General features: G+C 63.9%; 17 protein-coding genes. 10 read left to right on the forward strand and 7 right to left on the reverse strand.

The genetic code is table 11. The features are described 5' to 3' along the window. Positions 1 to 145 precede the first annotated feature (145 nt). A complete protein-coding gene (locus tag AB7290_RS13495) occupies positions 146 to 2,647 on the forward strand; it encodes a beta strand repeat-containing protein (protein ID WP_085405802.1) in 2,502 nt (833 codons plus the stop codon). A gap of 345 nt (positions 2,648 to 2,992) precedes the next feature. Here AB7290_RS13495 and AB7290_RS13500 read toward each other — a convergent pair whose 3' ends face one another. Both AB7290_RS13500 and AB7290_RS13505 read right to left on the reverse strand, forming a co-directional pair. Then, positions 2,993 to 3,589 (reverse strand): prepilin peptidase, encoded by a 597-nt coding sequence (locus tag AB7290_RS13500; protein ID WP_085405803.1) that lies wholly within the window; start codon positions 3,587 to 3,589, stop codon positions 2,993 to 2,995. A 90-nt stretch (positions 3,590 to 3,679) separates the two neighbouring features. Then, a complete protein-coding gene (locus AB7290_RS13505; RefSeq protein WP_245344295.1) occupies positions 3,680 to 7,282 on the reverse strand; it encodes an autotransporter domain-containing protein in 3,603 nt (1,200 codons plus the stop codon). A 387-nt stretch (positions 7,283 to 7,669) separates the two neighbouring features. Between AB7290_RS13505 and AB7290_RS13510 the strand changes: the two genes are divergently transcribed. From AB7290_RS13510 to AB7290_RS13540, 7 genes are all read left to right on the forward strand, one after another. Further along, positions 7,670 to 7,960 (forward strand): hypothetical protein, encoded by a 291-nt coding sequence (locus AB7290_RS13510; protein ID WP_245344296.1) that lies wholly within the window; start codon positions 7,670 to 7,672, stop codon positions 7,958 to 7,960. Positions 7,961 to 8,230: 270 nt separating this feature from the next. Then, complete coding sequence (locus tag AB7290_RS13515; RefSeq protein ID WP_245344297.1) at positions 8,231 to 9,781, forward strand: oligosaccharide flippase family protein; 1,551 nt, start codon at positions 8,231 to 8,233, stop codon at positions 9,779 to 9,781. Between the two features lie 3 nt (positions 9,782 to 9,784). After that, the gene (gene asnB / locus AB7290_RS13520) at positions 9,785 to 11,623 is read left to right on the forward strand and encodes an asparagine synthase (glutamine-hydrolyzing) (protein WP_085405805.1); all 1,839 of its coding nucleotides are present in this window, start codon (positions 9,785 to 9,787) and stop codon (positions 11,621 to 11,623) included. Between the two features lies 1 nt (position 11,624). Further along, the gene (locus tag AB7290_RS13525; RefSeq protein WP_085405806.1) at positions 11,625 to 12,713 is read left to right on the forward strand and encodes a glycosyltransferase family protein; all 1,089 of its coding nucleotides are present in this window, start codon (positions 11,625 to 11,627) and stop codon (positions 12,711 to 12,713) included. Between the two features lie 149 nt (positions 12,714 to 12,862). After that, positions 12,863 to 13,483 (forward strand): acyltransferase, encoded by a 621-nt coding sequence (locus AB7290_RS13530; RefSeq protein ID WP_085405807.1) that lies wholly within the window; start codon positions 12,863 to 12,865, stop codon positions 13,481 to 13,483. 68 nt (positions 13,484 to 13,551) lie between these two features. Continuing rightward, the gene (locus AB7290_RS13535) at positions 13,552 to 14,484 is read left to right on the forward strand and encodes an NAD-dependent epimerase/dehydratase family protein (protein ID WP_085405808.1); all 933 of its coding nucleotides are present in this window, start codon (positions 13,552 to 13,554) and stop codon (positions 14,482 to 14,484) included. Next, a complete protein-coding gene (locus AB7290_RS13540) occupies positions 14,477 to 15,673 on the forward strand; it encodes a glycosyltransferase family 4 protein (protein ID WP_085405809.1) in 1,197 nt (398 codons plus the stop codon). The genes AB7290_RS13535 and AB7290_RS13540 overlap by 8 nt, the downstream gene beginning before the upstream one ends. Here AB7290_RS13540 and AB7290_RS13545 read toward each other — a convergent pair whose 3' ends face one another. The 3 genes from AB7290_RS13545 to AB7290_RS13555 all read right to left on the reverse strand — a co-directional run bounded on the left by AB7290_RS13545 (position 15,674) and on the right by AB7290_RS13555 (position 20,176). After that, positions 15,674 to 16,984 carry a hypothetical protein gene (locus AB7290_RS13545; RefSeq protein WP_085405810.1) on the reverse strand — a complete coding sequence of 437 codons (1,311 nt, stop codon included), beginning with the start codon at positions 16,982 to 16,984 and terminating at the stop codon, positions 15,674 to 15,676. 43 nt (positions 16,985 to 17,027) lie between these two features. Further along, positions 17,028 to 17,990 (reverse strand): UDP-glucuronic acid decarboxylase family protein, encoded by a 963-nt coding sequence (locus AB7290_RS13550; protein WP_085405811.1) that lies wholly within the window; start codon positions 17,988 to 17,990, stop codon positions 17,028 to 17,030. A gap of 227 nt (positions 17,991 to 18,217) precedes the next feature. Then, a complete protein-coding gene (locus AB7290_RS13555) occupies positions 18,218 to 20,176 on the reverse strand; it encodes a hypothetical protein (RefSeq protein WP_085405812.1) in 1,959 nt (652 codons plus the stop codon). A 339-nt stretch (positions 20,177 to 20,515) separates the two neighbouring features. Here AB7290_RS13555 and rfbF point away from each other — a divergent pair, with 339 nt between their 5' ends. Together rfbF and rfbG are read left to right on the forward strand one after the other, a co-directional pair. Next, the gene (gene rfbF, locus AB7290_RS13560; RefSeq protein ID WP_085405813.1) at positions 20,516 to 21,286 is read left to right on the forward strand and encodes a glucose-1-phosphate cytidylyltransferase; all 771 of its coding nucleotides are present in this window, start codon (positions 20,516 to 20,518) and stop codon (positions 21,284 to 21,286) included. After that, positions 21,283 to 22,356 carry a CDP-glucose 4,6-dehydratase gene (gene rfbG / locus AB7290_RS13565; protein ID WP_085405931.1) on the forward strand — a complete coding sequence of 358 codons (1,074 nt, stop codon included), beginning with the start codon at positions 21,283 to 21,285 and terminating at the stop codon, positions 22,354 to 22,356. The genes rfbF and rfbG overlap by 4 nt, the downstream gene beginning before the upstream one ends. On the opposite strand, the gene AB7290_RS13570 is transcribed toward rfbG, so the two are convergent. Together AB7290_RS13570 and AB7290_RS13575 are read right to left on the reverse strand one after the other, a co-directional pair. Beyond that, positions 22,320 to 22,487, reverse strand: coding sequence for a hypothetical protein (locus tag AB7290_RS13570; protein WP_441253473.1), 168 nt, complete (start codon positions 22,485 to 22,487; stop codon positions 22,320 to 22,322). The genes rfbG and AB7290_RS13570 overlap by 37 nt on opposite strands. A gap of 22 nt (positions 22,488 to 22,509) precedes the next feature. Continuing rightward, positions 22,510 to 23,259, reverse strand: coding sequence for a glycosyltransferase family 2 protein (locus tag AB7290_RS13575; protein WP_085405814.1), 750 nt, complete (start codon positions 23,257 to 23,259; stop codon positions 22,510 to 22,512). Positions 23,260 to 23,262: the final 3 nt, after the last annotated feature.

The raw sequence follows: 23,262 nt of genomic DNA on the forward strand, positions 1-23,262 counted from the left end.
TGATCGCGTCATTCACATAATGCATAACATACTATCAAATTTATGATATAATGCGATGCAATACGGACGCTCTCGTAACCTTTTGCCGTGGGCCAGCGGACGACATCCGTGGCCGGCACAGTCTGAATGAAAGCGATCCAGAACTATGGCTGCTCCCGTTGTAAAAGTCGGCTCCGAATTCTCCGTGAACACCAATACGACCGGCAGCCAGGAAGCGCCGACCGTCACCGGGCTCGCCAATGGCGGCTTCGTGGTCACTTGGGATGACACCAGCGGAACGCTGGGCGATGCCAGCGGCACCAGCATCAAGGCACAGGTCTATGCGGCCGACGGCAGCAAGGTCGGTTCGGAATTCCGCGTCAACACAGAGACCGCCGACGGCCAGCTCGCTCCCGTGATCACGGGCCTTTCCAACGGCGGCTTCGTCGTCACCTGGTTCGACAACAGCCAGACGCTCGGCGACAGCGAGGGCACCAGCATCAAGGCACAGGTGTTTTCGGCCGACGGCACGCCGGTCGGGGCGGAAACCCTCGTCAACAGCTCGACGTCCTATTCGCAGTTCGCGCCGACCGTCACGGGTCTTTCCAATGGCGGCTTTGCCGTCACCTGGACCGACGACAGCGGCGAGGGCGGCGACGAAGACGGCACCAGCATCAAGGCGCAGGTGTTCGCGGCCGACGGCAGCAAGGTCGGCTCGGAATTCCTCGTCAATACCGCGACCGGCGGCAGCCAGGACAACGCGACCATCACCGGGCTCGCCAATGGCGGGTTTGTCGTGACCTGGGAAGACCTCAGCGGAACGCTCGGCTACAGCGATGCGACCAGCGTCAAGGCGCAGATGTTTGCCGCCGACGGCAGCAAGGTCGGCCCGGAATTCCTGGTCAATTCCGCCACCGCCTCCGACCAGCTCAAGCCGACCATCTCGGCGCTGCCCAATGGCGGCTTCGTCGTGACCTGGTACGATTTCAGCCAGGCCGGCGGCGACAGCAGCGGCAGCAGCATCAAGGCTCAGATCTATGCGGCCGACGGCAGCAAGGTCGGCAGCGAATTCCGGGTCAACACCACGACGGCCAACTCCCAGTTCACGCCGACGGTGACCGCGCTCAGCAACGGTGATTTCGCCATCGCCTGGCAGGACTGGAGCGGCGCGGGCGGGGACGCCAGCGGCAGCAGCATCAAGCTGCAGGTGTTCACCGCGGATGGGCGGAAGGTCGGGGCTGAATTGCTGGTCAACACCAGCACGTCGTCCAACCAATTGCACCCCTCGATCGCCGCTTATGCCGATGGTCGCTTCGTCGTCACCTGGCAGGATGCCAACGGTACCGACGTCAAGGCGCAGGTCTTCTCGGTCGATACCGTGAAGCCGGTGCCGGTCCTGTCGGCCGTGAACTCCACAAGCCCGTGGATCGCGAAGCTCTCCGGCTCGGTCGACATTGACGCCGCCGGCCAGACCCTCACGTTGCGCGACGGCACGTCGCAAAGCGCGGGCTGGAGCACGACGACGACCGTCGACGGCAGCGGCGCCTGGACCGCCGATTTGTCGTGGGACCAGTTCAACACCGCCATCGATCTCGTCGTCACTGACGCGGCCGGCAACACCGGCGTGTCGAACTACGTGTACGGTGCCGCCAGCGGCCGGACCTTCGACGCCGGCAGCCATCAATACATCTACGGAACGGCGACCGGCTACGTCCTCGGGAGCGGCGCGGAGCAGCACGTCTATGCGGGCGGAACGGCGATCGGTACGACCCTGAACGCTGGCAGCATGCAGATCAACTGGGGTGCGGAGCAAGACACTGCCGTGACTCACGGCGCTTTGGAATATGTCTATGGCAGCGCCACCGGTTCGACGATCGCCGGCCGGCAAGTGATCGGCGCCGGCGGCACGGCCAGCACGACGCTGATCGTCGCAGGCGGCGAGCAGGACATCTATGGCGGTGGCACGGCGACCGGCACCACCGTCCAAGGCGGGGTGCAGGCCGTCTACGGCACGGTCGACCAGACCGTGATCGGCAGCGGCGGCGTGCAAATGGTCCACGGCACGGCTTCGCACTCCGCTGTCAACGATGGCGGCGAGCAGCGCGTTTATGCGAGCGGAACAGCCATTGGCACCGCGCTGAACGCCGGCAGCATGCAGATCGACTGGGGCAACGCCAGCGGCACGATCATCAACGGCGGTATTCAGTACGTCTGGGGCACGGCGAGCGATACCATGATCGTCTCCGGTACGCAGCATGTCGGTGCCGGTGGCAGCGCCAGCGGCACCACCATCGGCGCACACGGTCTCGAATACGTCTACACCGGCGGCACACTCACCGACGTCACCTTCGGCGGGGGATCTGCGAGGCTGGTGCTTGAGCAGTCGTCGGGCTTCAGCGGGACGATCGCCGGCTGGCAGGATGGCGTGGAGCTCGATCTCGGTGACATCGCCTTCGGCGAAACCACCTCGCTTGGCTATGCGGCAAACGCCGAGAACACAGGTGGCACGCTGACGATCACCGACGGCGCTCATACGGCCTCGCTGCATTTGCTCGGCCAATACAGCGCCGCGGACTTCGCGCTCGCCGCGGACGGCCATGGCGGTTCGGTCATCACCAATCCGGTGGATCAGCCCCAGGCCCAGCTTTCCATCTCGCACGCGGCGTAAGCTGAGAGCGAAGCCAAGGCGGATCCGCTCGGGCAAACGGAAGCAGATTCAAAGGGGCATGCCTCATTGGCGCGCCCCTTTGGATTCTCCGCCGTTCATTCTGGCAGAACGGCAATCGACGCCGTTGCGACGGCTGCCACCTTGGGCTGTCGGGGTCGTAAACCCGACAAGCGAGCTGCGACGCCTAGTGCCTGCCGGCGAGCGGCCAGCAGACGTCAGGCGGCGACGCAATCGGCCAGCAAGCGATCGCTAGATCTGAAAGAGGCTTTGGCCTGTCGGCACCAGTCAGGCGTTCGACACATTTTCGCATTTCACCGATCGGTGAACCTGCCCACATGCATTGCCTTAGCCCGGCCAGCCGCCGAGCCAGTTGGTGTACCAGCTTTCGCCCAGCCAACCGACCCAGATTGCGGGGGCGAGGAAAAGTCCGAACGGCAGGAAGGCCGTGCCGCGGAGCCGCTCCCTTCGCAGGGCAGCGTTGGCGAGATAGGCGGCGATCGCGGCCAGCGCCGCGAGCTCGATCACCGCGACCACGGTCGCGAGATCGAGCCAGGCGCCGCAGACCGCGGCGAGCTTGACGTCGCCGAGCCCGAGCCCGTCGCGGCCGCGCCAGCGCCGGTAGAACGCCATCAGGAGCAGGAGCGGCAGCGCCACGGCGGCCGCGCGGGCCACTGGCCACAGCAGGGCCTCGACGCCGATATCAGGCACGAACGCGCCGGCGCGGAGCAAGGCGAGCGCGAACGCCGCGGCCGTCAGCTCATTCGGAATGAGGTAGTGGCGGGCATCGTTCGCTGCGATCGCAAGCATCAGGGCGGCGAGGTAGGCGCCGTACAGGCCTTCCGCGCCCGGTGCCGTGACGAGACTTGCGAAAACACCCAGCAGCAGGGCGATGCTGAGTACGAGTGCAGGGCCCGTCCCCTCGGGCGCAGCCTGATCCGTCACGCCGCTAACGCGCCGCCCTGGGCGGGCTCACGGTGACGACGGGATTGCTGGTCCCGACCAGGCGGCTGATTCATCTTGCTACGCATCTCTTCACCAGGCGTACTTGAATACGCCCTTGCCGGCATAGCTGGTGACGTTGCCGGAGAATTCGCCGTCGAAGGTGCCGGCGATCGAGAAGCCACTCAGCCATTTCATCTCGGCGCTGGCGCTGAGGAGCGCGAAGTCGGCGTCGACCCTGGCGCCGTTCACGACAAAGCTGGTGCCGGGCAGGGTCTGGAACAGCGCGGTGACGGCGCGGCTCGGATTGTAGTCGTGCGCCCATGCGGCGCGGCCGCGCAGCGTCAGCACGCCGTTCTGCATCGCATAGGCCTTGTCGGTGCGCAGGCCGAGCTCGGAGCGGGTGTCGGTGACGGATTGCGAGGCGTAGTTCAGCGCGAACAGGCCGCCGCCATTGAGACTGACTTCGGAGTAGTTGGGCAGGTTGAAGTTCGTCACCTGCGCCGCCGCATAGGGCGTGATGCCGACCAGCGGCGTCGTGAAGCGATAGCCGCCCTCGAAGCGGGCCGAGAACGTGTCGGCCTTGAAGCGGCCCTGCAGCTGGTCGAAGCCGCCGGGCGCCACGGTGCGGTTGGTGGTGACGTCGTGCCATCCATAGGCGAGCGCGGCCGAGACGTAGGCCGGTCCGAAATTATGCCGGCCATAGACGCCAGCCTGGAACAGGTCGGCCGAGCCCGAGCCCATCGCATTCGCGACCGAGTAGTTCAGCCCGCCGCCGCCGAGCGCGAAGCCGACCAGCGTGTCCACCGAGACCCTGTAGTCGGCACCGGCCGCGCCGCCCCAGACCCGCGCGGTCAGGTCTTGCGAGCCGACCTGCGCATTGCCGCCGACATCGGCCGAGCCGCCATAGCCCGCGGCCCAGACGCTCCAGCGGCTGCTCGGCTGCGACGAGAGCAGCGGCGCCTTGGTCGCCATCGCGTAAGCCTCGCGCTCGCGCGCATTGGCCGGACGCATTTTGGCGTAGGCGGTCACGTCATCGCTCTCGGCGAATTGCGCGACGCTGCCCGCCTTGGCAAAGCCGCCCGAGCGTCCGATCACGGTCGGATCGAGCATCAAATTGAGGAACTGGCTGTCGGCGTTGATCGCGGACTGGATGATGCCGGTGCCGAGCTCGCCCGAGGCGGTCGTCAGCCCCGCCGGCGACAGCGCGGCGAAGGTGGCGGGAATGCCGCCGGTCGCGTTGAAGAAGCTGGTCAGCGTGTTCGCGACGTTCTGCTGGTTGACGTTGAGGACGCCCGCCTGCGCGAAATTGACGTTGACGTTGAGGAACACGTTGCTGGGGTCGTAGCTCAGCGTCGCGTTGATCGTCGGCATGTTGGAGACGACGATCGAATTGAAGCTGGTGCCGGCGAGGGTGCCGGCCGCGTTCAGGATCTTGTACTGCTTCTTGACCGTACCCGAGCTGAAGTTGGCTCGCACCGTCGCGCCGCCGAGGTCAGTCGCGCCCGTGACGTTGGTGAGGCTGGCATTGCTGGAGGCGACCTGCACCAGATAGGTCGAGGCCGCCGTGAAGATCAGCGATCCGTTCACCGTCAGCGGGCCGAACGGGTTCGTGGCGCTGCCCGGCGCCAGCGTGCCACCGCTGACCTGGACGCCGGCTACCGTGCCGCTGCCGGCAAGCGTGCCGCCGGTGTTGACGGTGGTCGCGCTCAGGATCGAGCCGTCCACCACCAGCGTGCCGCCATTCACGGTGGTGGCGCCGGTATAGGTGTTGTTGCCAGACAGCGTCTGCGTGCCGCCGGCGACGGTCAGTCCGCCGCCGAAGCCGGCATCGTCGATGACGCCTGCGAAGGTGCCGTTGCCGTTGGTGATCGTCAGCGTGTTGGCGCCGAGATTGACGTTGCCCGAGCCCGCCAGCGACTTGATCGAGGTGCCGCTGCTCAGGCTCGCGATGTCAAAGATGCCGTTGGCGATAACGTTGCTCGACGTCGCGATGCTGCCGTCGATGCCGCCGAAATTGATCAGATCGAGCTCGCCGCCGCTCGCGATCGTCGTGGTCCCGGTATAGGTATTGGTGCCGTAGAGCTGCTGCAGTCCTCCGTTTGCGATCGCGAGGTTGCCAGCGGTGCCGCCACCGATGCCGCCGTCCTGGATCACGCCGCCGAAGGCAGTGCCGCTGTTGGCGGTAATCGTCAGCGTCTTCGACCCCAGCGCGACGACGCCATTGGTGCCGAATGAGAACAGCTGCGTCACCGATGCTCCGGACGTGGTCTGGGAAATATCGAGCGTTGCACCCGGGCCCGAGAACGCGACGTAGAGCGAATTCGCGATCGATCCACTGCCCTTCAACGCGAGCGTTGCGCCGCCGTCGATCTGGGTGACGTTGCTGTAAGTGTTCACGCCCGAGAGCGTCTGAGTGCCGCCGCCGACCTCGAGTCCGCCAGTGCCTTGAATGACACCCGCGAATTCGGTCGAGCCGTTGGTGATGAACAGCCCCTTGCTGCCAAGGTTCACGACGCCGCTGGAATTGCCGCCCAGCGTCGAGATGGCGGCAAATGAGGGGGTGATCGCGGAAATGTCGAGCGTCGCGTTGACGGTGACGAGGCTGGAGCCGGAGATGATGCCGAAGCCCGACAGTGCCAGCGTTCCGGCCGAGACGGTCGTCGCGCCGGTGTAGCTGTTGCCGCCGGTCAGCGTCAGCGTGGCGGTGCCGACCTTGGTCAGGCCGCCGCCGTTGCCGGAGATCGCGCCGTCGACCTGGGTCGAGGCGTTGTTGCCGCCCGTGGTCAGCGTCTTGGCGCCGAGCACGTAGCTGCCGGCGCCTTCGATCGAGCCCGCGGTCATGCCGGTGCTGGTGAGGCCGGAGATGTCGACGGTGCCGCCGGCATTCGTGATGAAGCGGGCGTTGCCGCCGGTCGTCGTGCCGGTGAAGCTCGTGGTGGCAAAATTCTCGGTGGTGATGGTGGCGCTGCCGGCGGAGGCGGAGCCGGCGAAGCTCAGCGAGCCGCTGTTGGAGATCGTCGACGTGCCCGCGGTGGCCGAGGTGTTGAACGAGAGGAAGCCGGTGGCGGCATTGGTGATGTTGGCGTTGTTGGCCGAGCTCGCGTCGTTGAAGTTCATCACGATGTTGTTCGTGATCGTCGCAGTGCCGGCGTTGCTGCTGCCGTTGAACTCGACATCGCCGTTGTTGGTGATGCTGGCCGAGGCCGCGGTGCTGGTGTCGTTGAAGATCATCGCGCCGCCGGAGACGTTGTACGTCACGACATTGCTGCCACCGCTCGCGCTGCTCGAATTCGTGAACACCATGCTGGAGCTGACGTTGAACGTCTGGACATTGGTCGAATTGTTCGAGATGCCGGCGCCGTTCACCACGAAAATGTCGTTGGTGGTGACGGTATAGGCTTGCGCATCGGGTGCGGCGGTGAACACCACGGAGCCGATGTTGACGACACCATTGCTAACGACCGTGTTCGGGCCGGTGTTGGTGAAGGTGGCGGTGCCGTCCGGTACGTCCGGGCTCGACGTCCAATTCGTGCCGTCGGTCCATTCGGTGGTGGGGCCGGCCCAGGTGCCATCGACGGCATGCGCGGCGACCACGCCGAGCGCGGTGGTGGCGAGCAGGGTCGCCAGCGCGTGGCGAAGGAGGGACCCCAGCCCGTATCCGGCCCCCTTGCGCCCCATCGTCGGTCCAGCCATCGGTATTCCCAGATCGGAAAACGAAATCATCCAAATATACGCAACTCGAGCGTGTGGTGGAGCCGTGCGCCTGCATCATCGTCTCATGGCGTCGCAGCGGCCGGCAATGAATGGAGGTCTATTTGCGCCGGGTTCCCACCGTTCCGCGTGCAATTTCAATGATCGTGGCCGTTGGGCAACATTCTCACACGTTGCAGCATGCGAGGCAGGAAGCTCATGGACCGCAGTCGGGCTTGGGATCAAACCGGTGCCGGTTGATGGCGAAGCGCATCGGAACTAGTCTGGTAGACGGGGCTTGCCGCGTGCTGGCGTGACAACCATTCGCAAGGGAATTTCGATGTCCGGGGGCTGAGACCGACGGGCGAGGGCGACGCCATCGCGATCTTCGTGAACCGCACCGATCAGAAGGTCGTGCGCCTGCGCCAGGGCGAATCGCTCGGCGGCTGGTCGCTGACCGAGGTTCAACCGCGCGAGGTGACGCTCAAGCAGGGCGATCGCAGCGAGGTCCTGGCGCTGCAGCGGCCGGATCCAGCGGCCTCTCCCCGGACCCCACCTCCGCCCCCGGCCGATTCCGCAAGCGTTGAGGGTAAGCTGGTCACGCCGACCACTGGCGATGCGTCGTTCGCCCCTTTCGTGCCCCGTTCGACGCCAAAGAGCGGCGAGTCGGACGGACTCTGAGCGCTGCCGTCTGGATCCGGTGCCGCCTCTCGCAAGCCCAATCCGATGGCACCAGGCGCTTGCGCGCGCGGGGCCGATCGCTTGCCGGAAAGAATGCGGCTTGTCCGACACGCAAATTGACGCGCCCGGCGAGGCCAGCGGTTCGAGCCGACCCGGCGGTTGCTATCGACATTCCGGGTGCTGGCTGCTAGCCCGGTTTCGCGATACCTAGGGGGAACTCTGATCTGCGAGGTCGCAAAAGCGTGATGGGGTGAAGGCCGGGTGGCTGGCATGGCGTTGAAAAGAAGACCGCCCGATCTGCTGGGTAACTCGGCGTGGAATGCGATGGCCTTCCTTGTGGCCGTGGTGCTGAACCTGGCCATCCTGCCTTTCGTGATCGCTCGCCTGGGTCTCGCTGCATTCGGTGTCGCGGGTCTTGTGACCGCATGCATTGCGCCTGCGCTGGTGTTCAGCAACGCGCTCGGACTGTCGACGGCTCGCGAGCTTGCGCAGCGGCTGGAGCCATCCGACCGCGAGGATGCGCGGCGCCTGTTCGCGACGGCGATCACAGTCGCGGCCGGAGCGGGCGGCCTGATCACCATTTTCTTTTGGGGTGCCGGAGCTCCACTTGCGCGTCTTGGCTTTCATCTGGCAGGTCCAGCGGCCGACGATCTTGGACTGGCCTTCACACTGGCTAGTGCCGGTTGGTTGTGCCAATGCGTATCCGCGGTCTTCGTGTCGTTATTCACCGCGCGGCAAGACTATCGCCGGATCGCATCGATCGGCATTGGCAGCACGGTGACCTCGACCCTTTCGATGCTGCTGTTCATTCCCGCCGCGCCATACGCCTCGACTTTCCTTGGCTGCCAGGCGCTTGGGTTCGCGGCCGGCCTGCTGATGGCTCTGGTCTGGTCCCGCAGCATAGGTCAATGGCTGGCGCCGCCGGCGTTGCATCGCGAGGCGCTCGGCAAATTGGTTCGGCTGGGAGGCTGGCAAGTTGCCGCGCAGGGCGGTGCGCTGCTTGCGGGGCAGGCCGATCGATATCTGCTTGGCGCGCTGCTGCAACCACAATTCGTCGGTTTCTATGGCGTGGCGCAGCGTCTGCAGGAGGCAACCTATATCGGCATCCTCAAGGTCGGTGAGATCCTGTTTCCGTTCTTCAGCACGCTGCAAAAGGAGAGCGAGGATCGCAAGGTCGACCTGCTGTTCCGATCGTCGTGGATCTTGAACGTCCTTGCCGCAAGCGCCCTGGGTGCATTGATCCCCGTGGCCGGTCCGCTGCTGCATGTCTGGACCGGTGCCGAGGTCGCGGCCGAGGCCGCGCGGGTGCTCGTCGTAATGTCGATTGCCGGCATCCTCGGATCGAGCGCGAACGTGTTCGGCTTCTACCTGCTGGCGCAGGGACAGTCGCGTTTCAACGCGCTCATTGCGTTGATTACGGGGGGCGTCACCCTCGTCACCAGCGCGATCGTCTTGCCAAGCTTTGGTTGGCAGGCCGCAGGCTGGAGCGCGTGCGCCGGCATGATCGCGCAGATGGCGACCATCGTCATGCTGTTGCGGCGCAGTTTCGACCTCGCCGGCATGTGGCCGCGCGTCGTCCATTGCGTGCTGATGCCGCTTGGCATCGGGATCGCGACGGCGCTGGCGTTGCGCTACGGTCTCGACCGCGCACCATTCCAGCTTGCGCCGTCCTGGTGGTCGGTGGGAGCAGTCGCGTCGCTGACGGCTGCGATCATCTTCGTCGTCGGGGTTGCCGCGTCGCAGCTGGGGCCGTATCGAAGCGCCTGCTGGCAGGACTTGCGGGCCATAGTCAGTCGCTTCGTGCCCCTCAAGGTCATCTAGGACATGTGCGGAATCGCCGGAATCGTCAATTTGCGCGGCAATGCGGTCGAGCCGGCCGACATCTCGCGACTGACCAGCCTGATCGCGCACCGCGGTCCGTTTGGCGAAGGGACCTGGTTCAGCGCGGACCGGACTCTCGCATTCGGCCACCGGCGCCTTGCGATCATCGATCCCGGCGAAGGCGGCTATCAGCCGATGCTGTCCGCGGACGGCCGTCACGTCATTGTCTTCAACGGCGAGATCTACAACTTCCTCGAGCTGCGCCGCGAGCTCGAGGCGCAGGGCGCGGTGTTCCGTAGCGAATCCGATACCGAAGTGATCCTGGCCGCCTGGGAAGCCTGGCGGGAAGACATGCTGCCGCGCTTCAACGGCATGTGGGCCCTGGCGATCTTCGATACGAGCACGCGCGAATTGTTCCTCGCGCGCGATCGCTTCGGAATCAAGCCGCTGCTTTATGCCATGTCGCCGGAGCGATTTGTCTTCGCCTCCGAGCAGCGGGCGCTGGTGCGGAGCGGACTGATCGATCCCTCGGTCGATCTGGAGGTGGCGCGCCGGCTGTTGCTCGACGCCTTCGGGATCGAGGGAAGCGAGCGGACCTTGTTTCGGCAGGTTCGCCGTCTGCAGGCCGGCCATTGCATGTGGCTGCGCCAGGGCAAGGTCAGCGTCCGGCGCTGGTGGCGGACCGTCGATCATTTGCCGTCGGTGCCGACTACGGAATCCGAGCGCGTCGCCGGCTTCCGCGAGCTGTTCCAGGATGCCGTGGCCCTGCGGATGCGCAGCGATGTGCCGATCGGGACGTGCTTGTCCGGAGGCTTCGATTCATCGGCGGTGATCTGCACCATGGCGGCGCACGAGCAGGCCGGGATGGGGCCGCGCGACAGTGCCGCGTGGCGCCACGCCTTCGTCGCCACGTTCCCGGGTGCATTGAATGACGAGCGGCCGATGGCCGAGGAGGCTGCAGCCTGGGCCAAGGTCGAGCCCACGTTTCTTGAAATCGGGCAGGCCGATGCGCTGACGGATCTCGACCGGATTCTTGACGATCTCGACGACGTCTATATCAGCCTGCCCAGCGCGGTATGGCTGATCTATCGGCAATTGAGGCAAAACGACGTGACGGTGTCGCTTGACGGCCACGGAGCGGACGAGTTGATGGGCGCCTATTTGCAGGAAGGACAGACGTTCGCGTTTCGGATCCGGAACGCGGCAGAAGACCTGGCGTCGCGATCGCCGCTGGCGCGTCGCGGCGTGGACTTCCTGCGCATGTTGGCCCTGAAGCGTCAGGGCGTCTATTTTCTGCGTGGTGGCCTGCGCGATCTTCCGGCTCCGCTTCCGCTGGTCGCAGAGGAGGATGTGTTGCCGCGTGAATGGGGCGGCCTGAACCGGCGCCTCTACCGCATGTTTCACAGCACGGTGCTGCCTACCATCTTGCGCAACTTCGATCGTCTCTCGATGGCCCACGGCGTCGAGGTCCGCATGCCCTTCATGGACTGGCGCCTGGTGACCTACACGATGGCGCTTCCCGAAAGTAGCAAGTCGGCGGATGGCTACACCAAGGCTGTTGCCCGGCGCGCGATGGCCAAGCTGATGCCGGAGTCGATCCGCACGGCGCGCCGCAAGGTCGGCTTCAACTCGCCGATGCCCGAATGGCTGAACGGAGCTTTGGCCGGCTGGACGGCAGACCTGCTCGCTCGCGAGGTGCCGGCGTTTGCCGAACTGGTGGATGAAGCGGCCTTGCGCAAAGCGGTCGGCCGCCTGACCGCGTCGAAGACGTGGGATTGGGAGGCGGTCGGGCGGATCTGGCCGTATCTGAACATGAAATGGATGTTGGCGAGGTACGCGTAAGATGCGTCTGTTCCAAAATAGCTGCTTCTATCCTTCCTATCTGCCGCGGCTGAACATGCTTGCGGCAAAGGCGGTCAGCTTCGAAGAGCGTCGCGAGGTGTTTCTCAACGACCGCTTCGGCGCGGCACATTTCCTGAAGCCGGTGCTTGATGGATCGCCGGAGGCCTTCTTTACCAATGGTGACGACGAGGTCCTGCAGCGCCGCTGGGCGCGCGAGCAGGGCATGTCGGGCGAGCCAACGCTCGAGGCCATCCTGCTCGCGCAGATCGAGCACCACGCCACCGAGGTGTTCTACAATCTCGACCCCGTGCGCTATCCCAGCGCGTTCGTTGCCAAGTTGCCGGGCTGCGTGAAGAAGACGCTGTGCTGGCGCGCGGCGCCGTCGGGAAATGCCGATTTCACAGCCTATGGCGCCGTGCTTGCAAACTTTCCTTCGATCCTCGACATCTGGCGCAGCAAGGGATGCCGGGGCGAACCGTTCTTTCCGGCGCATGATCCCGTGATGGACGAGTATGGCCACGGCGGGCGTCCGATCGACGTCCTCTTCGTCGGCGGTTACTCGCGGCACCATCGCGTGCGTGCCAGGACGCTGGAGCGGGTCGCACACCTGGCGGACGCCCACAATGTCGTGCTTTGTCTCGATGCATCGCGCCTGACCAGGCTCGCCGAGAGCGCCATCGGACGGTTGCTGCCGCTGGGACAGCACAGGCGTCCCGCTGCCATCGCAGCCATCGCCCGGCCGCCTGTGTTCGGGAGAGACCTCTATGAGCTGATCGGTTCGTCGAAGATCGTCCTGAATGGCTCGATCGACATGGCCGGCGAAGACCGCGGCAATATGCGCTGCTTCGAGGCGATGGGGTGCGGTGCTCTGCTCGTGTCCGACGCCGGAAGATATCCGGAGGGCATACAGGATGGCGTCACGATCGAAACCTATGGAACGCCGGAACACGCCGCCGAAGTGACCTCGCGAAGTCTGCAGGACTGGCCCCGGTCGGCCGAAATCGCCGCGCTCGGGCGGGCCCGCATCCGTGACATTTACAGCAAAGACGCGCAATGGAAAGAATTCGGAGACCTCATAGGGCGCCTTTAGCCGTGCTACAGCGTTTGCCGCAGCGTCTTTCCGATTGATTGCATGAATCTCAACTACCTGATCGAGTAAAGGACGGGAGCCGGGCTCCGTCGGAGGTGTCAATTGAGAATCCGAACACGATCGGCCTTGCGGCGTGAGAGGGGGGCCTGATGTCCGCCCTTTCAAAGCTCGCTCGCCATTGTGCGCATGCCATCGATGGTCTTAACTTTCACTATGTTGTCCAGCGTCTGATCGGACGGGCGACGTGCCGCTTGCATGGACAAGCATTCCTGGCTCATACCGCGCGGATCAGGAACGCGTTCGGCGATAGTGACAGGATTGTCATTGGCGACCGTTCTCACGTCAGGGGCGAGCTGATGGTCCTCGGTCACGGCGGTCGGATTACGATCGGAGAATGGTGCTATATCGGAGTGGGCACACGGATCTGGTCGGGAGCTTCGATCGACATCGGAAACCGCGTCCTGATTTCGCATTCCGTGAACATATTCGATAATCTCTCGCATCCGATCCGTGCTAGCGAGCGGCACGAGCAGGCGAAGCAGATATTCACTCTGGGTCACCCACGGAAGCTCTCTCTCGATGACCGCCCGATCAGGATCTGCGACGATGCGTGGATTGGTGCTTGCGCGATGGTCATGCGAGGCGTGACGATCGGTGAGGGGGGGATCGTCGCCGCGGGCGCAGTGGTCACCAAGGACGTTCCAGCGTATTCCATCGTGGCGGGTAATCCTGCCACCATCATCAGGGAATTGTCGCCGGACGAGCGATGAAGGGGCACCTGTGACAACGAGGACTGGAATGCGCTTACAGGCCATTCATCGGCCCGCAAGGTAACGTTATGCCGATGTGGATTACCGGTGCGAACGGATTCATCGGCCGCCATCTCGTCCGCGAGTTGGCGGGCGGCGGGCATGTGGTTCATGGTGTCGGTCATGGCGCCCTCGATCCGGCCGATGCGCGCGTGCTCGGCTTGCAGGCCTGGATCAACGGTGAAGTCGACGCGGCCAATCTGAACGCGCTCGCTGCCGCGCACGGACTGCCGTCGCACGTCTTCCATCTCGCCGGCGGATCGTCCGTCGGCCTGTCGATAGAGCGTCCGTTCGAGGATTTTTCGCGGACCGTGGCCAGCACGGCGCGCCTGCTGGAATGGCTTCGAAGCTTTGCGCCGATGAGCCGGCTGGTCGTCGTGTCGAGCGCCGCGGTCTACGGTGCCGATCACTCCGGTCCGATCCCCGAAAGCGCGATGCTGACGCCGATGTCGCCCTACGGCCATCACAAGCTGATGATGGAGCAGCTGTGTCAAAGCTACGTCCAGGGCTTCGGCATTCGCTGCAGGGTCGTGCGATTGTTCTCGGTCTATGGTCCCAATCTTCGCAAGCAGCTTCTGTGGGACATCTGCTCGCGGCTGCGGAACGAGCAGCGTACGCTGAATCTCGGTGGAACAGGAGCCGAGATCAGGGACTGGACCGACGTTCGCGACGTTGTCCGCCTGCTGGCGCGCGTCGCAGAGGGGCCGTGGCAGGACGATTTTGGCGTGATCAATGGCGGCTCCGGGCGCGGTGTGAGCGTGGCCGGCATTGCCGAAGGCCTGATCGGGCATTGGGGCGGCAACACGGTCGTGCGGTTTTCCGGCGTCGCACGGCCGGGCGATCCGACGAGCCTGCTGGCCGATAACGGGCGCGTGCTCGACATGAATTTCGATTGGCACATCCCGCTGGAGCGCGGCCTGGCCGACTACGTCGAATGGTTCAGGGGCCAAGCCCGTGCCTGAGCGCGCGCCGCTGCGGATCGCCTTCACCAACATTCCGCGCCGCCTATGGGCGGGAGGCCACAACTATCAACGCAATCTGTTCGAGGCGCTCAACAGGCACGCGCCGGGATCGGTGACGCCCGTGCTGTTTGCCGGAACGGCTGATGATTCCGAGGAGATCGCGGCGCTGGCCGGCATTCCCGCCGTCGAGGTCGTGCGCTCGCCGGTGTTCGATCATGCCGCGACCGGCCTTGCCCGTGCGACGGATCTCGCCCGCGCGATTGCCTTTGGTCTGGACGGTCCCGCCATCGCCGAGTTCAAGACTCGCAAGATCGACATGGTGTTCGAATCCGCGCGCTTCTTTGGCTGGCGTCTGCCGTTCCCGGCGATCGCCTGGTTCCCGGATTTCCAGCACCGTTTGCTCCCGCATCTTTTCTCGAGGAGCGCCTATTGGCGGCGTGATCTCGGCTTTCGGATCCAGCTTGCCTCCGGCCGCCACGTCATGTTGAGCAGCGCCAGCGCACTTGGTGATCTCAAGAAATTCTATCCGGGCCTGTTGAACGCCGTCTCCGTGGTCCGGTTTGCGACCGAACCGCCGGCCAGCCTCCTCGCCACGAATCCGTCCGACGTGATCGCAAGCTATGGCTTGCCGCCGTGCTATTTCTATCTGCCGAACCAGTTCTGGCGTCACAAGAATCACCAGCTCGTCGTCGATGCGCTCGACCTCTTGAAACGCAGGGGGCTCGACGTCGTCGTCGCGGCGTCGGGAAGTACGCTGGACTTCCGCGAGCCCGGTCGCTTCGAGGCGATGATGCGGGAAATCAAGGCGCGCGGCCTGGAGATGAATTTTCGGCACCTCGGAATGATCCCGCTCGACCATGTCTACGCGCTCCTGCGCGCGTCGGCGGCGCTCATCAATCCTTCGGAGTGCGAGGGGTGGAGCACCACCGTCGAGGAAGCAAAGTCGTTTGGTGTCCCGATGCTGCTGTCCGGCCTCGAGGTGCATCGCGAGCAGACCGAGGGCCGCGCGCGATATTTCGGCATCCACGATGCCGAAGCCTTGGCCGATCACATGTCGCAGGTCGCGCGATCGGCCGATCCTGAGATCGTCCGCGACCTCCTGCCCAATCTCGATGAGCGCGTCAAAGCCTTCGTTGCCGATTTCGTCCGGCTGACCGCGGATGTGATAAAGAATCCGGAAGTTCCCTAGTCAGGGTTTCCGGTCCGCATCGAAGATGCCTCGCGGCGTCACATACCAGAGCAGGAAGAGAAGCGCGGCGCCGTGGGTCACCATGGCGACGGAAAGCGGCGTGTTGAGCAGAACGTGCGGTAGCGTGCCACTGGAGATCAACACGAAACGCTGCGGCAGTTCTGCCGAAGCTCGGTTGCCCAGAGCCAGGATGAAACCCGCCGCAAGTGCTGTCAGTGGCGCAAAGTAAAGTCCGACCGAGGCGACACCCTCCGTCGCGAACAGGGAGGCGTTGATCATGCCGAACCCGTACGTATCCTGCATCACTACCGACAGTTGATCCTGGTAGGCGCAAGGCATTACGGTTTTCAGCAGCGAGATCTGACAGAAATAGGTCAGCGGATGGCTCGCAAAGAAATCGTTGTAGATGTCGAGCGCACTCGATGTCGTCGCGATCATCCGGATGTTGACAAGGTCGAAATATCGACCGACGATTCCGCTGAGGCTTGCGCCTGTTGCGACGTTCCCGATGAGGCCGATCAGCATGGGAATGAAGATCGAAAGGATGACCGAAGTTCGCGCCGGCGCAAAGCGTGACAGCACGGCCAGCGCGAACAGCCACGCGGGCGTGAAGAAGGTAAATTTCGTCAGTGTGATCGGATAGAAGAAGAGGAGCAGGATCACGACCAGCACGGCACGCCAGCGATGGCCGAGTAGCCAGTAACAGGCGAAGGCGAACGGCAGCAGTGTGCTGGAGACCCAGCCGATGAGATATCGCACCGGGCCGGGAAACGCGATCTCGCCGCGGTAATCGTAGATGTTCGCGATAGCGACCAGGCGGAAATTGTAGGTCGAGGCGACGGCGATGGTGCCGATGGAGATCGCTAGGATCAGCGTCAACAGATGCTCGAAGCGGGCATTCGACAGTACGACGAGCTGCCGGAACGGCGCCCGCACGAACAGCATGGGCAACAGCACCAGTACCAGCGACAAGCCCGCCGAAAACCCCGCGAGCAATTGCGGATAGCTGTAGTCGGAGAAGACGTCGATCCACAGGAAGCCGAGGATCATCGTGTAGAAATAGAAGCCGACGAAATAGCCGAAGCTGAACCGGGCGGCAGCGAACAGCAGCGAGACGATAGAGAAGACGGACGCGATGGTGACCGCGATCCAGACGCGGTCGCCGCTGAAGTGGATATAGGACTGGAAAGTCGCAACCCTGATCAGCGACAGGCAGGTGAGGGCGCTATGCAACAGCACCAGGGTCGTCAAAGCGGCCCTGGTGTCGAGCCGGGCTCGCAGGTTGCTGATGATGCCGGACAGTGCGATCATTGCGGACGGGCTCGCTTGCGGACGAGGTGAGCTGCGAGCTGGATCAGGCGATTTCGAGCGAGTGCTTGAAATAGGCGATCGTCTCCTTCAGGCCGTCCTCGAGCGCAACCTTCGGCTCCCAGTTCAGCACCCCCTTCGCCTTGGCGAGGTCGGGCTGGCGCTGTCGCGGGTCGTCCTGCGGCAGTGGCTTGAACACCAGCTTCGAGCGCGAGCCCGTGAGTTCGATGACTTTCTCGGCGAGCTCGCGGATCGTGAACTCGGAATTGTTGCCGAGATTGATCGGGCCGGTGACGTCTTCGTTCGTCACCATCAGCCGCAGGATGGCTTCGACGAGATCGTCGACATAGCAGAACGAGCGGGTCTGTCCGCCGTCGCCGAACACGGTGATCGGCTCGCCGTTGAGCGCCTGGACGATGAAGGACGACACCACGCGTCCGTCATTGGGCTGCATGCGCGGGCCGTAGGTGTTGAAGATGCGCGCGACCTTGATCGGCAGGCCGTGCTGGCGCCAGTAGTCGAAGAACAGCGTCTCGGCGCAGCGCTTGCCCTCGTCGTAGCAGGAGCGGATGCCGATCGGGTTGACGTTGCCCCAATAATCCTCGGTCTGCGGATGGATTAGCGGATCGCCATAGACCTCGCTGGTCGAAGCCTGGAAGATCCGCGCCTTGAGTCGCTTGGCGAGGCCGAGCATGTTGATGGCGCCGTGCACCGAGGTCTTGGTGGTCTGCACGGGGTCGCGCTGGTAGTGGATCGGCGAGGCCGGGCAGGCCAGGTTGAAGATCGCGTCGACCTCGATGTAGAGCGGGAAGGTGACGTCGTGCCTGACCGCCTCGAACAGCGGATTTGCGATCAGATGGGCGATGTTGCGCCGGCTGCCGGTGAAATAATTGTCCGCGGACACCACCTCGGCTCCGGCGTCGAGCAGTCGCTCGCAAAGGTGCGATCCGATGAAGCCGGCGCCTCCGGTCACGAGGACGCGGCTGTTCTTGTAGCTGTCAAACGGCATTATCGGTTCCAGGTTGATCTCGTGCTGAGCGGGAGGCCTTCGCCGGGCTGGGCGAGCAGAGTGGTATCGGTATCGAATGGAATCGCCAACCCTGTTTCGGGGAGGTAATTTGATACCTCAATCCGGCGCGGCCCACCGAAAAATTATTTTCGTCTCAAGTGCAAGGTGGCGAGGTTTGTGCGGTTCCTGGCAGGGCCGCCGTCGAACCCTGATTCTCGCGAACAGGCCTAACTATGCGTTCTCTTGATCACGATGATCCGATCCGGGATGGCAGCGAGTTTGGCCAAGAGCGCGTCGGTCGGCTGGGCAGGTATTGCCACCGTAGCGTAGCTTTGCTCCCCGACCTTGATCTCGTCGAAATTCTCGGTCCCATCGAACTCAGTCTTCAGCGCCGTGGGGACGAGGACGAACACGGCCAGATCACGCCGTGTCCGAATGATCCCCGGACGCAGACGAAGCATGGCGTTCCGCTCCGCCGAGAACACGCCGAGCAGGTTCAGCACATTGTCGAGCGTATCCGCATTGCGCCTTGGCAGGGCGTCATGTGGGGCGAAAGATATCGCGCCGGCAAGATCTTCGGTGACGTTCGCGAATCTGTCTGCCGGACGTTCGTGGCCGTAGGGTGCTAATCCATTGGCGATCACACCAATGCGGCTCCAGTCCTGGCGCTGGTTGGGTAAGCTGAACTGAATCTGCGAGATGATCGTGCGATAGTCGGCAGCCTGATCGAAGATCGCGTCGCGCGATCGTGTCGGTATCTCGCGCCCGTTGTCTTCGCGCACGAACATGCGTTTCAGCTGCCCTTCGAATAGACCTTGGGACCCGTGGCCAAAGTAAGTGACGAGCTGCCGGCTCTCCTCGAAATAGTTCGCGATTTCGGCGCTGATGCGCGATGCCGGATGACCCTGTATCACGACATGGACTGCCAGCAACATGCCGAAGCCCACAGCCGCAATTTGCGCAACGATACGTCGCTGCCAGAGCACTTGCAGAAGGACGCCACACAACAGCAGGCCCAGCGGCTCTGTGTATATGATGTCCTGTCCGTTAATTCCTCTATTGAAGACGAGCACCGAGATGACGAAAAGCAGGAAAATCAGTCCGAGAAGCGCGAGTTCGACATAATTCGAGGTGCGTCGCTGATCGAAAGCCAGCAGGCAGAGCATCAAGGTCGGCGAAAGAAGCAGAATCGGAGCATAGGAGAACTGGGTCAATAAGCTTGGCCAGACAAACAGACCGGTGTCGAACTTACCAAGAAATACGATCTTGGCGATCGACAGCGCATAGAAGCCACCCGTCGGCGGGTCGGAGAAAGCCAGCGCCAGCGTCGGAATCGAAAGCACGAAACCAAGTCCCATCAGATTCGCGAAGCTAGCGAAGCGGTAGGCTGGGCCATCCGGCTGCTGCCTAAAACGTTCCGTCAACGCGACGGGAATGGCCAGCGCGAGGCCGACAGCGAGGCAAAACGGCGTAATCGAGAACGCCGCCCGATAGTGGTAGAAGGTGGTTGGCAGCTCGACAAACAGCGCGATTGTGATCAGCGCGACGTAAAGGCCGATCGAAATCGTTGCAATCCTTCGGTTCCCACTTTGCGTAATGTTCGAACAGGCAGATAGCTCCGGGTTCCGATGCATCATCAGTATTGCAAACAGCGGCGTCGCCGCGATGGTCGGAAAAATCTGTATCTTCGAATAGAGTGCGAGCCCAGCAAAGATACCCGAAGCGATGGTCATAGCGGAGGAGAGGGGCTTCCTGTTGGCTTCGACCGCGAGCAGGGCGGCGAACAAGCTGCATGCTGCATAAAAGAGGGCGAACATGTCCGTGCGGAACAGAATCGTATGGTACGCCAGCGATCGCGAGCCGGCGAAACAAACAAACAGGAACACGAGGAAGAGGGCTCCGCCGCGGGTAAGCAATGCAAGCGAGCCCACAAGCAGCAGGGCTGAGCCGACAGCGAGAAATGCGAGGTGGGCGCGAAGAAACTCGGTCAGCTCTGCAATGCCGAGCAGAGGATTTGCCCAGCTATAGATTGCCGTGTAGTCCTGCATGTGCAGGAGCCCAACCAGTCGGCCGAACCACTGGCTCCAGGACAAGAACAGATACATGCCGGCGGCCGGATGAGTGACGTGATCCGGCAGCTTTCCTCCGGCGATAAGGAGCACGTCCAGCGTGGTCAGCTGATCCATGTCCGAAACCGCGTAGTATGGAAGTCGCGCCGTGTTGTGCTGGTAAACGATAAACCAAGCTAGAGCCAGCAGCGCTATCAACCCCCAAGCCCCGCGCCGCCAGTTGCCCTCCCGTTTTTTTTCTATGAGCACACTAAACGACTTTCGGCCGGAATCCCTCGATCCCATCTGCAACCCAAAGTTGGCCGAATCTTCACCGCCCGTCAATCCCGCGTCGACCGACAGCCGATCTCGCCAATTCGGCCCCTAGACCAAATGATTTCCAGCCGCCCCGGGTTCGTATAGAAGCCGTCTGGAAAGCGAAAAAAAGGGAGAGCGCCTCCCGTCCGGAGCCGGCTTATGAAAGTTGTCATTCTCGCGGGTGGTCTTGGAACCCGAATTGCCGAAGAGACCAGCACGCGCCCGAAGCCGATGGTCGAGATCGGCGGCCGGCCCATCCTGTGGCACATCATGAAGATCTACAGCCATTACGGCTTCAATGATTTCGTGATCTGCCTCGGCTACCGGGGCTACATGATCAAGGAGTACTTCGCGAACTACTTCCTGCACATGTCCGACGTCACCTTCCATCTCGCCGAGAACCGGATGGAGGTGCATCGCGAGACCGCCGAGCCCTGGCGGGTCACGCTGGTCGACACCGGCGAGGACACCCAGACCGGCGGTCGGCTGAAGCGGGTGCTGCCTTACGTTGCGAACGAGCCGTTCTTTGCGCTGACCTATGGCGACGGCGTCGCCGACATCGATCTCGCCGCCGAGATCGCCTTCCACAAGGCGCATGGGCGGAGGGCCACCGTCTCGGTGGTGCGGCCCGCGAAACGGTTCGGCGCGGTCGCGATCGAAGGCGACCGGGTGGTCAATTTCGAGGAGAAGCCCAATGACGACGGCGGCTGGATCAATGGCGGCTTCTTCCTGCTGTCGCCGTCGGTTGGCGAACTGATCGCGGGCGACAAGACGATCTGGGAGCGGGAGCCGATGGAGCAGCTCGTGCGCGGCGACGATCTGCGCGCCTATGTGCATCCTGGCTTCTGGCACCCGATGGACTCGCTGCGCGATCGCAATTTCCTCGAGGCCGAGTGGGCGGGCAACCGCGCCAAATGGAGGGTCTGGTGACGGATCCGGCATTCTGGCGCGGCAAGAAGGTCTTTTTGACCGGGCATACCGGCTTCAAGGGCGCGTGGGCCTCGCTGCTGCTGCGTCGCCTCGGGGCCAGCGTCTACGGCTATGCACTGCCGCCGACGCATCAATCCGCGCTGTTCGTGACGGCCCGCATCGCCGACGACATCAAGCACCGCGTGGCCGACATCCGCGATCTCTCTGCCTTGCGCGGCGCAATGGCAGAGGCCGATCCCGACATCGTCATCCACATGGCCGCGCAGGCGCTGGTGCGCCCGTCCTATGAGGAGCCGGTCGAGACGTTTGCGACCAACGTGATGGGCACTGTGCACGTGCTGGAGGCGGCACGGCAGTTGCGCTCGCTTCAGGCGATGCTGATCGTCACCACCGACAAATGCTACGAGAACAACGGCACGGGCGCGGCCTTCCGCGAGAGCGACCGTCTCGGCGGCGACGATCCCTACAGCAACAGCAAGGCCTGCGCCGAGCTCGTGACGCACTCCTATCGCTACAGCTTCTTCAATGCGAAGGGCGCGGCGCGTGTCGCGACTGCGCGCGCCGGCAACGTCTTCGGCGGCGGCGACTGGGCGCGCGACCGCCTGGTGCCCGACGCGATGCAGGCCTTCCTCGCGGGCGAGGCGCTGCGCATCCGCAATCCCAATTCGGTGCGGCCGTGGCAGCACGCGCTCGATCCGGTGCTCGGCTATCTCGAGCTGGTCGAGCGGCTGGCGGGCGACGACCACTTCATCGGCGGCTGGAATTTCGGGCCCGATGCGGCAAGCGAGGTGCCGGTCGGGACCGTGGTCGAACATCTGATCGCGCTGTGGGGCGACGGCGCGCGCTGGACGGCCGATGCCGGCCCGCATCCGCACGAAGCCGCCTATCTCAGGCTCGACTGCGCCAAGGCGCGCGGCGAGCTCGGCTGGACCCCGCGGCTTGATCTGGCCCACGGCCTGCGCCTCACCGTCGACTGGTACAAGGCGCTGCGCGAAGGCCGGGACTTGCGCAAATTCTCGCTCGACCAGCTCGATCAGGTCGTCGGCGCCTCGTCGAGGACGGTCGCGTGATGTGACGGCTCGCGGCGGCCGGGGCCGAAGAAAGCGGACCGCCGCGTCTCGATCGATCGCGCGGTGACGCGAATGCGCCGGAGATCCTTGCGGGCAACCAGGCCGATGACGATCCAGCTCGCAATGTTCATTTCGGGCAAGCCTCGCCTGCCGCTAGAATTGCCGCCGCTTGAGCCAGGCGCGCGCGCTCCAATGGCCGAAGCACCAGGCCGATTTGAGCAGCGGCAGCTGCTCGACGTTGCGGTAGACGTTCCAGACCCATTTGGCGGAGCGCATCGGGCGGCTGGAGACGGACGAGCCCCTGACGCGGTAGCGCGCCAGATCCTCGTTGAGGCCGTGCGCGATATGGCCGCGCCGGAGGATAGAAAGCCACAGGCAGAAATCGTCGTAGCCCTCGTTGGTCATCGCGACGGGGCCTGAAATCTCGCGATCGACCAGCGCGGTCAGTGTCGCGATCGAGGTGTTCTTCAGGAGCTGATTGTAGCTGAGCTTCGCCGGCACCTCGATCAGCCGGCCGGACTTGGTGTTGGCCTCGTCGATGCGGCGGAACGCGGTGTAGCTCAGCGCGGCGCGGGTCTCGCGGGCAAAGGTGAGCTGGCGCTCGAGCTTCGCGGGAAGCCACAGATCGTCGCTGTCGAGGAAGGCGAGATAGCGGCCCTGCGCCTGGTCGATCGCGGCCTGACGCGCCAGCGCCGGACCGCCGTTCTTCGGCAACCGGATCAGCTTGACGCGGGGGTCACGCTCGCCGATCTCCGCGATGATCGCGGGCGTGCGATCCGTCGAGCAGTCATCGGCGATCAGCAGTTCCCAGTCGTCGAAGGTCTGGGCCTGCACCGAATGGATGGTTTCCTCGATGAAGCGCTCGACGTTCCAGGACGGCATGATGATGGAGACGAGAGGCATCGC

The sequence above is a fragment of the Bradyrhizobium sp. 613_E4_N2_2 genome, assembly GCF_052075995.1.
Lineage (GTDB): Bacteria > Pseudomonadota > Alphaproteobacteria > Rhizobiales > Xanthobacteraceae > Bradyrhizobium > Bradyrhizobium barranii.